This window comes from Anaerotaenia torta (assembly GCF_050433395.1).
GTDB classification, from domain to species: domain Bacteria; phylum Bacillota; class Clostridia; order Lachnospirales; family Lachnospiraceae; genus Mobilitalea; species Mobilitalea torta.
The window spans coordinates 69,879-85,208 of record NZ_JBNPXH010000015.1 but is presented as its reverse complement, the minus strand read 5'-3'; the positions used below and the strand labels follow the sequence as shown (position 1 = coordinate 85,208).

Annotated in this window: 11 protein-coding genes; all 11 read left to right on the top strand. The window is 48.2% G+C overall.

The window, feature by feature from the left end; genetic code table 11:
- Positions 1 to 27 precede the first annotated feature (27 nt).
- The 11 genes from HNQ56_RS21020 (at position 28) to rplI (ending at position 15,228) form a co-directional block, all read left to right on the top strand.
- A complete protein-coding gene (locus tag HNQ56_RS21020; RefSeq protein WP_429150155.1) occupies positions 28 to 2,061 on the top strand; it encodes a YIP1 family protein in 2,034 nt (677 codons plus the stop codon).
- Positions 2,048 to 4,468, top strand: a complete 2,421-nt coding sequence (locus HNQ56_RS21015) for a DUF5696 domain-containing protein (RefSeq protein ID WP_429150153.1) — start codon at positions 2,048 to 2,050, stop codon at positions 4,466 to 4,468. Before HNQ56_RS21020 ends, HNQ56_RS21015 begins: the two co-directional genes overlap by 14 nt.
- A 1-nt stretch (position 4,469) precedes the next feature.
- On the top strand, positions 4,470 to 5,357 hold the full coding sequence (locus tag HNQ56_RS21010; protein ID WP_429150152.1) for a carbohydrate ABC transporter permease: 888 nt from the start codon (positions 4,470 to 4,472) through the stop codon (positions 5,355 to 5,357).
- On the top strand, positions 5,358 to 6,323 hold the full coding sequence (locus tag HNQ56_RS21005; protein WP_429150151.1) for a carbohydrate ABC transporter permease: 966 nt from the start codon (positions 5,358 to 5,360) through the stop codon (positions 6,321 to 6,323). It begins immediately after the preceding gene.
- Positions 6,324 to 6,387: 64 nt separating this feature from the next.
- A complete protein-coding gene (locus HNQ56_RS21000; protein ID WP_429150150.1) occupies positions 6,388 to 7,356 on the top strand; it encodes a glycoside hydrolase family 16 protein in 969 nt (322 codons plus the stop codon).
- 243 nt (positions 7,357 to 7,599) lie between these two features.
- Entirely contained in the window at positions 7,600 to 9,675 is a 2,076-nt protein-coding gene (locus HNQ56_RS20995; protein ID WP_429150149.1) for a glycoside hydrolase family 5 protein, read from the top strand.
- Between the two features lie 318 nt (positions 9,676 to 9,993).
- Positions 9,994 to 10,557, top strand: coding sequence for an alkyl hydroperoxide reductase subunit C (gene ahpC, locus HNQ56_RS20990; RefSeq protein WP_429150147.1), 564 nt, complete (start codon positions 9,994 to 9,996; stop codon positions 10,555 to 10,557).
- Positions 10,558 to 10,609: 52 nt separating this feature from the next.
- Complete coding sequence (ahpF, locus tag HNQ56_RS20985; protein WP_429150146.1) at positions 10,610 to 12,139, top strand: alkyl hydroperoxide reductase subunit F; 1,530 nt, start codon at positions 10,610 to 10,612, stop codon at positions 12,137 to 12,139.
- A gap of 187 nt (positions 12,140 to 12,326) precedes the next feature.
- Entirely contained in the window at positions 12,327 to 12,518 is a 192-nt protein-coding gene (locus tag HNQ56_RS20980) for a hypothetical protein (RefSeq protein WP_429150145.1), read from the top strand.
- Between the two features lie 161 nt (positions 12,519 to 12,679).
- Positions 12,680 to 14,740 (top strand): DHH family phosphoesterase, encoded by a 2,061-nt coding sequence (locus HNQ56_RS20975; RefSeq protein ID WP_488167877.1) that lies wholly within the window; start codon positions 12,680 to 12,682, stop codon positions 14,738 to 14,740.
- Positions 14,741 to 14,781: 41 nt separating this feature from the next.
- Positions 14,782 to 15,228, top strand: coding sequence for a 50S ribosomal protein L9 (gene rplI / locus HNQ56_RS20970; RefSeq protein WP_429150142.1), 447 nt, complete (start codon positions 14,782 to 14,784; stop codon positions 15,226 to 15,228).
- The last annotated feature ends 102 nt before the right edge of the window (positions 15,229 to 15,330 follow it).

Below are 15,330 nucleotides of genomic sequence, written 5' to 3'. Positions count from 1 at the left end.
GAGGTGAGGCGTATGCGGTATTATTGTATGAAAAAACTAATCAGGGCGGTTCTTGCATTGCTGACGATCCTCGTCATCACCGGACTTCCGGCGCATTCTGCATCTGCCTCCCAGGCGACAAGCTATACTTATACCTTCGATAAGAAGGGAAATTATACCCGGACCCAGGATGCGTATCTGCCGGATCGGACGATAACTGATCTGGGGCTGAAGTCACCGGAGGATCTCTATATCGACCAGGATAATAATCTGTATATAGCAGACTCTGGCAACTCCCGGGTTCTGAAATATTCCATCCGCACCGGACAGGTGACTAATGAGCTGACCTGGGAGGGAATGAGCAATCCCAAGGGTATCTTCGTTAGCAAAAAAGGAGATCTCTATGTTGCGGATCCCAGCGCCAGGAAGGTGTTTCGTTTTGACAGTAAGTTCGAGTTTGTCGAGGAATTCGGCCGTCCGGATACCCCCAGCTTCTCTGACACCAGGTTTGAGCCGATGAAGGTATCCGTAGATAACGGAGGAAATCTGTATATTATCGGTGAGGGTGTGTATAACGGTGTGATTCAGTTAAGCCCTACCGGTGATTTCCTGGGATATTTCAGTGTAAATAAGGCGAGGCTCACGTTCCTCCAGGCGCTGCAGAATATGTTTTTTACCAGGGCGCAGCTGGCCAATCTGGTTCCGCGTGTGCCTACCACCTTTTCTAATGTATTCATCGATGTCCACAATGTGGTGTACACCACCACCACGGGAACCAATGTGGACGGATTAAAAAAGCATAACACGGCAGGCGGCAATATATTTAAGACTCAGGACTGGGTATCCGATGAAATGACGGATGTGTGGGTAGATCCCCAGGGAATTATCTATACCAGCTCCCACACCGGATATATTAATATTTATTCCGGAGAGGGGAAGCAGATCTTCAGTTTTGGAGCCTATGTGCTGGATATTGATGTCTCCGGCTATTTCACCCGGCTGCCTTCCATCGCGGTGGACCAGAACCGGAATCTGTGGACAGTGGACGGAGATAAGGGCTATCTGCAATCCTTTACTCCGACGGAATATGCCCTGACGGTCTATGGTGCCATGGGACTATATGAAAAGGGGCAGTATAAGGAGTCCATGGAGGTCTGGAATGAGGTGCTGCGCCTGAACCAGATGTCCATTCTCGCCCATAACGGTGTGGGTAAAGCGTATCTGCATTCGGAGGAATATCCGAAGGCAATGGAGCATTTTAAGGTGTCCGGTGACCGCAAGTATTATTCGGAGGCCTTCTGGGAAGTAAGAAATGACTGGATTCAGAAGCGTATGCCCTTATTGGTGGCGGTGATCGTTCTGTTGTATCTGACCAGCCGCCTGACGCGGATTTTTGATAAAAAGCGCCGGATCAGGCAGGCAAGGAGACGGCTGAAGGAGAAGCTGTTCCAGGTTCCGATGTTGGGAGATACCCTCTATGCTTTCCGGATTCCAAGACATCCCATCGACCGGTATTATGATATCAGGGTGAAGAAGCAAGGGACGGTGGCCGGCGCTACCGCGCTGTATCTGCTTTTCTTTGTAATCTTTATGGCATATACAACGATGAAAGGATTTATTTACCAGTATTCGGAGGTTGAGGATCTGGATATCAACTCCATTGTCATCGGTTTCTTTGCGCTGATTACCCTGTTTGTAATCTGCAACTACCTTGTGACCTCCATCAAGGACGGGGACGGGAGCTTCGCCCAGGTCTACATGGTTCCGGCCTACGGCTGTATTCCGATCATGGGGGCAATGCTGATCATTACGGTTGCTTCCTACGCCCTGACGTATAACGAAGCCTTTTTGCTGACTCTGCTTCTGGTAGTGGGCACAGTGTGGAGCATTATCTCCATCTTCATTGGACTTATGACGGTGCATGACTATACCTTCGGCGAGACAGTAGTCAGTCTGATTATCACGGTGCTGTTTATGATTGTGGCAGCAATACTGGCTTTGGTAATCATCATTATGTGGAATCAGTTGTGGCAGTTCTTGCAGACTGTCGGAAAGGAGATGGTGCGGAATGTACAGTCCTAAAATAAAGAAATTGAAAAAACCGCTTCTTCTGGCATTGGCTCTTCTGGCTGTGGGGGCTGTATCCATACCCGGTGTCCGGGCTGCCTACCTGACGACGAATCGGGACACGAAGCTTCCGCCGGATAAGGTCAGCTATGATATTGTAGAAGTGGATGAGTTTGAGAAAATTCATGAAACAGATACCATGATTTATTATTACCGCGAGGACCGGGACGTGATTGCTATCAAGGATAAGCGAAACGGCTATACCTGGAAGACCGGCCTGGATATTCCCTTCGGACAGGAGATCAGCCAGCTGGTAATGGATGCAGAGTCACCGGAGGAGGCGCTGGAGCTGGCGATTCCCTTGGAGGCGGATATGACCAGCACCTATACTGCCATCTCCAACTCCATCCTTACCCTGGAATACGATGAGGAGGGGACGATTAAGAATACCTCCTCTGCTGCAAAGGATCTGGTGGAATCCACTCTGATGACGCTGAATGACAATCCGGCCACCAGAAGGCTGGATGTGAATTTTATGAACTTGGAGGTTAAGGTCAGCGTCTATATCACCTTTGGGGAGGACTCTATTCATTATGAGATCCGAAGTGAGGAGATTACAGGTAAGGGCGCCAAAAATATTATAGCCTTTATCCTCACTCCCTTCCTGGGTGCCAGCGGCGGCAGAACCAAGGAGTACAATCCTGAGACGGAAATGTATGATATCATCAAGGATAAATACATGATACCCGGCTATATTTTCGTGCCGGACGGCAGCGGAAGCTTAATCCGGTTTCAGAATAATAACGCATCCTTCTCCATGTATTATGGGGATGTATATGGCCCGGACCCTGCTCAGAATCCCTATTACGGCGAGGGTCTGACAGACACGGTTCCGCTGAAGAACCCGGTTATGCCGGTATTCGGCGTTGCTCATGGTAATGACCAGGCAGCTTTTCTTGCTTATGCGGACAGCGGTGCGGAGTATATGCAGATTGCTGTGAGACCCGAAGAGAATCTGACGGCGTATAACTATGTTTATCCCAGGTTTATCTATAATGTGAATTATTATCAGGTATATAACAACAGAGGTCAGGGCTATTTTACCCTGATGGATCAGCCGAATCAGATGGATATCCGCATGACCTACACCTTCCTTGCAGGGGACGGTTCGGATGGAAGCCCGGCGGCAAACTATACCGGAATGGCGGCAGCCTACCGCAGTCACCTGATGGAACAGGGTGTTCTGAGAGAGGCTTCGGCTGCGGAGGAGGATATTCCTATTCGTCTGGACTTTATCATGTCTGATTCCAAAAAGGGGATCGTGGGTACGGAAGAGGTAGTTGTTACCTCGGCAGAGGATGTGAGGAGTATTCTGGACGCAGTAGCGGAGAATACGGGAATAACCAATGTTAATTCAGGACTCTATGGTTGGCAGCAGGGAGGAGAGACCATTGCTTCGCCGGCATCGGCTAATTACTATCATAAAATCGGAAGCAAGAAGGATTTTAAGGAGTTAATTACGGAATTTGCCCAGCGCGGCATGGATGTTTCCCTTGCCAGAAATTACACCATGATCAATAAAGAGATGATGAGCTATTACAACAATGCGACAAGGCATGTAAATTCCTGGTATCTTCTTCTGGATCGGGGCATGGTGCTGCCGGAGAGCTCGCCGGTTGTCTTCTACAGCTATGCAAGGCCGCAGAAAAGCGTTCAGTGGTTCCAGACCCAGCTAAAGAGAGTAGCACCCTATTCCCAGTCCATGACTGTGGGGGGTATGACTGAGATGCTGCTGAGCAATTATACCAGTGACGGGGTGGATATTACGGCGACCCAGGTTATTGATTTATACCAGAAGACCTTTGAAGAAGCTAGTCAGCAGGTTAAGCTGAACCTTGAGAATCCGAATATGTACCTGTGGAAATATACGGACCGTTATCTGAAATGTCCGGTAGGCACTTCCCAATATGTATTTGAGACCGATGCGGTTCCGTTCCTGCAGATGGTGCTGAACGGCACCATGGAGGCATATGCGCCCTATTGTAATTTCTCCTTCTATACCCAGCCGGATATTTTGAGGATGATGGATTATAATCTGTTCCCCTCCTTTATCCTGTCGAAGGAGCCCTCTTATCTGCTGGCACATACACCCTCCGCCGATTTGTACACGACGGAATATAATCAGTATGAGAAGCTGATCGGAGAGATATATGGGCAGGTGAATTCCATTCTGGGTCAGGTAAGGGGCTATGAGTGGACGAACCGGACAGTGCTGGAGAACGGTGTGATCCGCAATGCTTATGAAAAGGGAACAGAGAGAAAAGAGATTATTATCAATTATACCGAGGATGAGTTCATCTATGGCGAGACTGCGGTTGCCCCTCTAAGTGCATCCGTGATTAAGGCTGAGGGGGTGCAATAATATGAAGAAGAAAACTAGATCGTTTGCCAGCAGGCAGAACCGGTACGGATATCTGTTTATGCTGCCGTGGATTATTGGATTTGCCGTCTTTACCGTGTTTCCCTTTCTAGCTACCATCTATTTGAGCTTTACGGATGTAAGACAGACGGTGCGCGGATTTGAAATCAAATGGATTGCTTTGGATAATTATATTACCGCATTTTTTAAGAACACGGAGTTTTTTCCGGCATTGGTCGGGTATCTGTTGATGATCATTCCTTATACCTTTGTTATTGTAGTGCTGTCCTTTATTCTGGCTTATCTGCTAAATCGGATTACCTTCCTCCGGGGAGCGATGCGGACCATTTATTTTCTTCCGGTTATTATCATGTCAGGTCCGGTGCTGTCCCAGCTGCTGGAGGCAAGCACCGCGGCGCAGGAATACGATAATATGCTGGCTTTGGGTGATATTTTCATTGTACAGATGATTGCCGCTTATTCAAGGCCTATGGCCAGGATGCTGATGGACGTTTTTGAACAGCTGTCCATTATCCTGTGGTTTACGGGGATACCTATTATCCTCTATGTCAATGGTCTTCAGAAGATCAATCCAAGCCTGTATGAGGCAGCCCAGATTGATTCGGCGAATTCCTGGCAGATACTATGGAAGATAACCATTCCTATTATTAAGCCCATTGTGCTGGTAGTTATTATCTTCACCATTGCCAATATGGGAACATTCTCCATTAACCCGTTATATGAGTTGATTCTGAAATCCATGGCCAACACCAGCGGAGGATTGGGGTTTGCCTCAACCTATGCCTGGATATACAGTCTGCTGGTGCTTGTTCTGATCGGACTGGTATACTTGATCTTTCATAACCGGGAACAGGGAAGGAGGCGTTATTAAATGAAGAAAACATTATCCGGCCGGAACGGAATTGGCGGCAGAGGCTTTCTGGGCAGACTGGTAAGGATGAATAAATTCCGTACCTTTTTGAAGCTCTGCATCTATTTTGTATTGATCTGCGTCAGCTTCGTTTACCTGCAGCCGCTGATTAAAATGGTATCCCTGTCCATGATGAATACGAAGGATGTAATTGACCCGTCGGTGGAGTGGATTCCCAAGAAGCCTTCCTTTGGCAACCTGGTTGTAGCCGCTAAGGTATTGGATCTAAAGACCACCCTGGTGAATTCCATCTGGTTTTCCGCCTTGATGGCTGCTGCACAGACCATAGTGTCGGCGTTGACCGGCTATGCCCTGTCCCGGTTCCGGTTCCGGTTTAAAAACCTGTGGTTTATTCTGATTATCCTGGCTTTCATTATTCCTGTGCCGCTGCTGATGATACCTCGTCTGATGGTGTTTCTTACGGCCCAGGGGATACTGGGCTTTAATCTGATCGGGACGCCCATCCCCCAGATACTTATGGCGATCACCGGGCAGGGAGTGAACTCGACGATACTCATATTGATTTTTCATAACTTTTTCAACCTGATTCCCTACTCTCTGGATGAGGCGGCCATGATTGACGGAGCCAGTCCCTTACAGGTTTTTTACCAGATTGTAGTGAAGATTTCCGCATCTACGGTGCTGGTAGTCTTCCTGTTTTCCTTTGTGTGGAACTGGAACGAGACCCATGTTACTGCAACCCTGGTGCGCGACAGTATCAAGCTTCTGCCGGCCAGGCTGAATATCTTTGACAATGCGTTTCAGAGCTATGCCTCCTCGTCAGGCGGAAGGGGAGATTTCAGAATTAATGAAGCTTATAAGATGTCAGCTACGCTGATATCGATTATCCCTCTGCTGATTCTGTATGCTTTTGTACAGAGGCAGTTCATACAGGGTATTGAGAATACGGGTATCACTGGTGAATAGGAAAGCGGCAGTAACAGTCCAGCCTATGGCAGGGAGGAAGACAACAAAAGTATGGAGGTATTTCATGAAGAAAGCAATATATAGAACTGCAGTGGCAGCAGCCGGGCTTTTGCTCTGCCTGCCTTTAGGGGCATGCAGCCTTATGGGAGGCAAGAAGGAGAGCGGCTTTCGGACCGGCAGTTCGGTTTCCATTGCATACGTTGATCCCAGCAAGATAGAGGAGGTACCGGAGAAGGATCTGAAGGCAAAGAATTTTGAATATGACTATGATTCTCTGACCTATGAGCTGGTCTGGTCCGATGAATTTGATTACGAGGGTCTGCCCGACGATACCAAATGGAATTACGATGTCGGCGGAAGCGGCTGGGGCAATAATGAGCTGCAATATTATACCTCCGATCAGAATGCCTATGTAGAGGACGGCAATCTGGTGATTGAAGCGAGAAAAGAGGATTATGAGGGGATGAAGTATACCTCGGCCCGGATGATCACCAAAGAAAAGGGAGACTGGCTCTACGGCCGGTTTGAGATTCGGGCGAAGCTGCCGGACGGACGGGGAACCTGGCCTGCAATCTGGATGCTTCCTACAGACTGGTTCTACGGATCATGGCCTGCTTCGGGAGAGATTGATATCATGGAGCATGTAGGCTATGACATGAACCAGGTTCATGCCTCCGTCCATACCCAGTCCTATTATCACAAAATTAACACACAGAAGTCGGCAACCAAGCGTGTGGAGGGGGTCAGTGAGGATTTCCATGTCTATACGGTAGAGTGGCTTCCGGATAAAATAATCGCTTATATTGACGGTGAGCAGTATTTTACCTTTGAGCCGGTGAAATACAAGCCTAACCCCACTTATAAAGAATGGCCTTTTGACCAGAGAATGCATCTGCTGCTCAATATTGCGGTAGGCGGAGACTGGGGCGGAGCGAAGGGTGTGGATGAGGGTATCTTTCCCAAGCAGATGGTTGTGGATTATGTAAGAGTATACCAGAGTGAGGAGATCAATCGCCTGGCGGAAGAAAAATAAGACCCGGCAAAGAGCTGGGACGGAAGGAACTGTAACGAAGGAGTGAAGATATCTTTGCGAGGGGCTGTCGCAAGAACATTTCATGTAAGGCCTGGGGTCGTATGGACTTCCCTCACATGAAAGATTCTGCGGCGGCCCTTTGCAGGTTTGTGACGGTAGATATCCCGGTGCAGAGGAGTTGTATAAAGAGGACATTTGCGCTAGATTATAAGGAAAGAGATGGAGGTTGGGATGAATAAGGGAATGAAACAGTATAGATATGTTTTCTTCCTGTGTCTTTTTCTGGGAAGCATGGCTTCATGGCAGGGAACTGTCATTACGGTGAGGGCCGGGGAGGTTAAGGAATCCGGAGAAGCTTGGAAGAAGGAAGAAGTCGGGGAGACAGAGACTGCGGTAAAACCGGGGGAAGAATTAGGATCAGAGGAGGAGAAGGATATGACAGGAGAATTATCAAAGCTTTTTCTAAAGGCGGATGGAAAAGTACTGCGTAATGATGCCGGTAAAGGGGAAGAAGTAGTTCTTCGGGGAACCAATATCGGCGGATGGCAGGTGATGGAAGCCTGGATGTGCCCTACCACGGCAGCTGACCAAAGGACGGCCATCGCAGTCTTAACAGAGCGTTTTGGAAAAGAGAAGGCGGATGAGCTGTTCCGGATATATGAAGAGGCCTGGGTGACAGAGCAGGATTTCGATAATTTTAAGGAACTAAATTTCAATGTCGTACGGCTTCCTCTTTCCTGCTACCGATTATTGGATGAAGAAGGAAGACTCCGGGCAGATACCATGGCAGCACTGGACTGGTTTGTGGAGGAATGCGGCAAGAGAGAAATCTATGTTATTCTGGATCTCCATGCGGCGCCGGGTTCTCAGAATGGCAAGGACCATTCCGGGGATACCTCGGGATCGATTCTGTTTACGGATGAGGCATCCCAGCAGCAGACGATTTCCCTGTGGGAGCAGCTGGCACAGCATTATAGAGGCAATCCTGTGATAGCCGGATATGATCTGCTGAACGAGCCGGAGGGAGCGGAGAGCGAGAGGCATCCATGGGGAGGGGTGCAGCTTCCGTTTATGGATCGTCTATACCGGGCCATCCGGGCGGTTGATCCGGACCACATCATAATCTTCAATGCCATCTGGGACCCGGCTCATATGCCGAAGCCTTCTGAGTATGGCTGGGAGAATGTGATGTATGAGTATCACTATTATGGCTGGGACGGAATCGGAGATGCGGTGGCACAGCGTAAATTCACAGACTCCAAGGTGGTAAATGACCGTCAGGCAGGCTTTGATGTTCCGGTGCTGGTCGGAGAATTCACCCTGTTTGAGAAGCTGAACAGCTGGGCCTATGCATTAAAGGTATACGAAGAAAACGGATGGAGCTGGACTACCTGGACCTACAAGACCGTGGATCAGGGAAGCTGGGGTATCTATAACAGTACGGCAGGCACCACGCCCAAGGTGGATATCTATAATGATTCAGAAGAGAAAATTCGGAGCAAATGGAGTAAGGTGGGAACAGCTGAGAGCTTTCAGAAGAATAGAACCCTCTTTGATCTTCTCCGGGTTGCGGCGGCAGGGAAGAATACTACGGTGAAAGATGCTTCTGCCGGGGCTGGAAGGTGGTTTCAGAATGCCGAGCTTGGTGGGATGGCATTGCGTGCCGGCACGGATGCGTCGGCCGATATCGTCCCTGCCTCAAAGATCCGTTCCGATGCGGAAAACGGTCAGGTAATCCAGCTTGTGGTAGAAGGAGCGGAAAGAAGGCCTACGGCAACCTCAAGGAATGTATGCATCACGCCTGCAATCAGGGATTCAGTAGATACAACGGGGCTGGACTATCTGCTTTTTGATGCGTATGTACCAAAGGGAAATCAGGCACTTCAAGTGACGCTGGCAGATAAGGACGGGCGTACCTGGTCATCCTTCACCTCGGCCCAGGTTATGCCCAGCGCGTACGGCTGGGAGAAGCTGTATCTGGATATGACCGATGCCGATATTGACAGAACAGCAATTATTGAGATTCGTATCGGCGCGAATTATATGGGAACCTATTATTTTGATAATATTTATTTTGCCGACTCCTATGCGGCCCCTCTGCCGGAGGAAACAGCAGAGGAGATGGCTCTGGACAAGGGGGTAAAGGGAACGGTAACAGACTGGAATGACATACCGGAAAGCAGCCGGAGTGGGGAGAACGCCCCCAAAGCGGAGAAAGATAAGCCATGGAGAGGTTGGAAAGCCGCCGCCATAGCAGGGGTGGTATTCTGCGGTATCGTTCTGTCATGGATAGGGTATCGGAGATATAGAAAGAGATAGTAACGCCGGAACGATAAAATGCAGCTTGTTGGATACCAACCGGCTGCATTTTATCGTTCCAAATCGGCTTATACTAAGTTCATTCCATCCGGGATGCTTCACTTACCATATTGATCATGGACATAAGGCAATACAGCCCAGGTAACGCTAATAGTTTCTTTGAAAATTTACGTAAAAATATATAAGTAAAATTATGTTTTCCTCTTGACAGATTGTAAATCCTTGATATAATAATAGTAATGGTTACTGTTATTAATTATTATAATCATTTTATAACCAAAAAATTTATAAATTCAAATTCACAGGAGGTAATTAATTATGTCATTAGTAGGAACAGAAGTAAAACCCTTCAAGGCTCAGGCCTATCACAACGGAGAATTCGTAGAAGTTACAGAACAGAGTTTCAAAGGAAAGTGGAGCATCGTATGCTTCTATCCCGCTGATTTCACCTTTGTATGCCCCACCGAATTGGAGGATCTCCAGAATAATTACGAGGCATTAAAGGCTCTTGGTGCGGAAGTATACTCTGTCTCAACAGATACCCATTTCACACACAAGGCATGGCATGACAGCTCGGAAGCTATTAAGAAGATCACATATCTCATGATTGGCGACCCTTCCCATACTATTTCCAGGAACTTTGATGTATTAATCGAGGCGGATGGACTGGCTGACCGGGGCACCTTTATCATTGATCCCGATGGCGTGATCCAGTCCGTAGAGATCAATGCCGGCAATATCGGGCGTGACGCAAGCATCCTGATCAATAAGATCAAGGCCGCCCAGTATGTAAGAAAGAATCCCGGTGAGGTATGCCCTGCAAAGTGGAAAGAAGGAGCAGCGACATTAAAGCCCAGCCTTGACCTGGTAGGGAAGATTTAAGGAGACATAAGATTGCAGGAAGTGGAATGGATAAATGAAGGAGGACATAATTATGATATTGGATGCGGAAATTAAAGAACAGCTGGCAGAGTACCTAAAGCTCATGGAAGGTGATGTACAGATCAAGTTAAGTGCGGGAAGCGATGACATCTCAAGGGACCTGACTGCTCTGACAGAAGAACTGGCATCCGTGTCCTCCAGAATTAAAGTGGGGCAGGCGGTCCTGGACAGAACCCCCAGCTTCAGTGTCAACCGCCCGGGAGAGGATACCGGGGTAGTATTTGCCGGAATTCCGCTGGGACATGAATTCACCTCTCTGGTGCTGGCACTGCTTCAGGTCAGCGGCAGAGCGCCGAAGGTGGATGCCGGAGTACTGGAACAGGTAAAAGGCATTAAGGAGCGATATCATTTTGAAACCTATATCAGCTTGAGCTGCCATAACTGCCCGGAGGTGGTTCAGGCACTGAATGTCATGAGTATTTATAATCCTGGTATAACCCATATCATGATTGACGGCGCGGCCTACAAGAATGAGGTTGAAAGCAAGGATATTATGGCCGTACCCTCCGTGTATCTCAACGGAGAATTCTTCGGAAGCGGCCGGATGACTCTGGAAGAAATCCTGGCAAAGCTGGGAAGCCAGCCAGCTTCATCGGAGCTGGAGCAAAAGGAGCCCTATGATGTGCTGGTTATCGGCGGAGGTCCTGCCGGAGCCAGTGCGGCAATCTATGCTGCGAGAAAAGGAATACGCACCGGCATTGTGGCAGAACGGTTTGGAGGACAGGTAAGAGATACCATGGGGATCGAGAACCTGATCAGTGTTCCCTACATTGAGGGACCCCAGCTGGCTGCCGGCCTTGAGGAGCATGTGAAAAAGTATCCCGTGGACATCATGACGGCCCAGCGTGCCCGGGCTTTGGAGAAGAAGGAGTATCTTGAGGTTACGCTGGAGAGCGGTGCCATATTAAAGAGTAAGACCGTAATCCTGTCTACCGGCGCCCGTTGGAGGAATGTGGGGGTGCCGGGAGAGCAGGAGTTTAAGAATAAAGGAGTGGCCTATTGTCCCCATTGTGACGGTCCCCTGTTTAAGGGGAAGGATGTGGCGGTGATCGGAGGCGGTAATTCCGGCATTGAGGCGGCCATTGACCTGGCTGGGATTGTCCGTCATGTGACGGTTCTGGAATTCCTGCCGGAACTTAAGGCGGATGCGGTGCTGCAGCAGCGTCTTTACAGTCTGCCCAACGTGACGGTTCTTAAGAATGTGCAGACGAAGGAGATCACCGGCAGCAGTAAGGTGGACGGCATCACATATAGTGACAGGGAGACGAAAGAAGAGCATCACATTGAATTGCAGGGTGTGTTTGTCCAGATCGGCCTGGCAGCCAATACCGACTGGCTCGGTGATACGGTCGGGCGCAATCGTATGGGAGAAATCCTGGTGGACACCCATAATGCCACCAGCCTTCCGGGAGTATTTGCGGCAGGGGATTGTACCGACAGCCCGTACAAGCAGATTGTGATCTCCATGGGCTCCGGTGCCGCTGCGGCGCTGAGCGCTTTTGACTATCTTATAAGAAATTGATGAGGAAATAATAAACAGTGAAAAGTCATTCCTACCGGGAATGACTTTTTTTCATGGCAGTCAATAAAAAATGAAACTGACAAAAGCTATGCCATATGCTATAATTAAATTATGAAATGAGAGATGGAATGACAATAGCAGCTTATAAGAACTCAGTCTTGGGAATGATTTTCTCTTTGCCAAGGGAATGAATCAGAAGCCAATTGGCCTGCTCCCGGACAGCAGGGGAATAAAATTGGATATTTATGCAAACGATAAGGCAGGAAGCGTATCTAATTGTGAGCGCCAACAAAAGCGGGGAAGAATCTTCCCAAGCGCAGCAGGTATTATCAAGGGAACATTGATCTGGACCAGATATATCCAGAGGAAAACCATATGAATCCGGTAGCAGTAATACTGAAACTACCGGATTTTCAATATTTTGTCTTTTAAATATACCATTTTAATGTTATAATGTAGGTTATCAAAGGCAATAGGTCGTGTATCGCCGGATATTGATAAGCTGCAATTAATTCTGTATTTTAAATTAAGGAGTTTAGGATGAACCGTAAATTCAAACTTAGAGGTGCACTTGGAGCATATTTACTATGGCCTGTTTTATTAACGTTAGTATTACTGTGCATGAATCTGAGTATTTATCCCATTGACCGGCTGGCCGGTTATGTTATGACGGCATTTACCGCTGTATACTTTGCCATGGCGATGACCATTTACCTGGCGAAGCGCCATAAGATAGCAGCCGAACTGGTCCGTTATGCCATGGATTATGGTCAGGTTCAGAAGCGTCTGCTGAAGGAATTGAATCTTCCCTATGCCATACTGGATACAGAAGGCAGGATGCAGTGGGGCAATGATGAGTTTATGGATATCATTCAGGAGAGAAGTGCAGCCAAGCGTTCCATTACGAATATCATTCCGGAGATCACCCAGGAGATCCTGCCCAAGAAGGAGAAGGATGAGGTGCTCCATATCGTTCTTCACGGCCGTAATTACAAGGTTCTGCTGCGCAAGGTGGTAGCGCCTGATTTTACAGAGGATATCAGCTTTGATCTGGTGGATACGGAAAAGGTCTGGGATGACAGTAATGCACTAATTGCAATGTACCTCTATGATGAAACCGAGATTATCTCGCTTTTAAGGGAGAATAAGGAGCAGAAGCTGATTACCGGTCTTCTGTATATCGACAACTATGAAGAGGCCCTGGAAAGCATCGATGAAGTAAGACGTTCCCTGTTGATTGCATTGGTTGACCGGAAGATCAACAAGTATATGCAGAATATTGATGCGATTATTAAAAAGCTGGAGAAGGACAAGTACATCTTTGTATTCCAGCAAAAGTTTCTCCCTTGTCTGCAAAACGGTAAGTTCTCTGTACTGGAGGACGTCCGGGGGGTTAATATCGGCAATGACATGTCCGTCACAATCAGCATCGGCCTTGGCGTGAATGCCGATACCTATATCAGCGGCTACGAGTATGCGAGAGCTGCCATTGACCTGGCCCTTGGCAGAGGAGGGGATCAGGCGGTAGTGAAGGACAGGGAGAAGATATCCTATTATGGAGGAAAGAGTATTTCCGTAGAGAAGAGCACAAGAGTGAAGGCAAGAGTCAAGGCCCATGCCTTTCGTGAGTTTGTGGAAGCCAAGGATAAGGTTGTTGTCATGGGACACAAAATCGGTGATGTTGATTCTCTGGGGGCCGCTATCGGTGTATATCGCATTGCCAAATCCTTCAACAAGAAAGTGCATATCGTCATTAATGAGGTTACTTCCTCTCTGCGTCCCATGATGAACCGTTTTGTGGGAAGCCCGGATTATGAAGAGGACATGTTCCTGAAAAATGATCAGGCCAAGGAAGTGGTGGACAATAACACCCTTCTGGTGATTGTTGATGTGAATCGCCCCAGCTATCTGGAGTGCGCTGAGCTGTTGGAATATACCAGAACGATTGTAATCTTTGACCATCACCGCCAGACCAATGAGGCAATTGATACGGCAGTGCTTTCCTATGTGGAGCCCTATGCTTCTTCTACCAGTGAGATGATTGCGGAAATCATGCAGTATATCGGCGGTAATCTGAAGCTGAGGCCTGTGGAGGCGGATGCGCTTTATGCGGGAATTATGATTGACACCAATAACTTTCTGACCAAAACGGGCGTCCGCACCTTTGAAGCGGCGGCCTATCTGAGAAGAAGCGGTGCGGATGTGACCAGAATACGGAAATCCTTCCGCGGTGAGATGACGGATTTCAAGATTAAGGCGGATGCCATCAACAGCACGGAGCTTTTCTTGAATCATTTTGCCATTGCCGTCTGTGCCGGTTCCGATGGAGACAGTCCGATGATTCTGGGAGCCCAGGTAGCCAACGAGCTTTTGAATATCAATGATATCAAAGCTACCTTTGTTTTGACAGATTATAATGATACAATATATATCAGTGCCCGGTCCATTGATGAAGTCAATGTTCAGATTATCATGGAGAAGATGGGCGGCGGAGGCCATCTGAGTGTTGCCGGTGCGCAATTGCAGGGTATCTCCGTTCAGGATGCGCTTACAAGAGTAAAGAATACTTTAATGAAGATGCACGAAGAAGGAGAGCTGTAGTCCTCGGTGTTTTTGCCCCTATAACGAAAGGAGAGATAGAAATGGATATTATTTTAACTCAGGATGTAAAAGCCCTCGGAAAGAAGGGGGAGATTGTCAAGGTCAGCGACGGTTATGCCAGAAACTTCATTTTGCCGAAGAAACTTGGCCTGGAAGCGACGAAGCAGAACCTTTATGATTTGAATATGCAGAAGGCGGCACAGGAGAAACGGGAGAAGGAGATTCTGGAGGAAGCAAGAGCCTTTGCCAAGAAGCTGGAGGGACTTACCATCAAGGTATCCATCAAGGCGGGTGAGGGCGGCAAGACCTTCGGCTCGGTATCCACGAAGGAAATTGCAGAGGCCGCGAAGAAGCAGTTTGATCTGGAGTTTGATAAGAAAAAGCTGGTACTCAATGATCCCATTAAGAATGCGGGCTCTTACACGGTGCCGGTAAAGCTTCATCCCCAGGTGACAGCGGAGCTGAAGGTACTGGTGGAAGCGGTATAAAGGAGCTTGGCCAGGTAAGAGAATAATGATATCCGATCAAAGGGAAGTGGGCTGCCACTTCTTTTTGTGAGAGCAAGGTGGAAGAAAATAAAAGTTTAAATA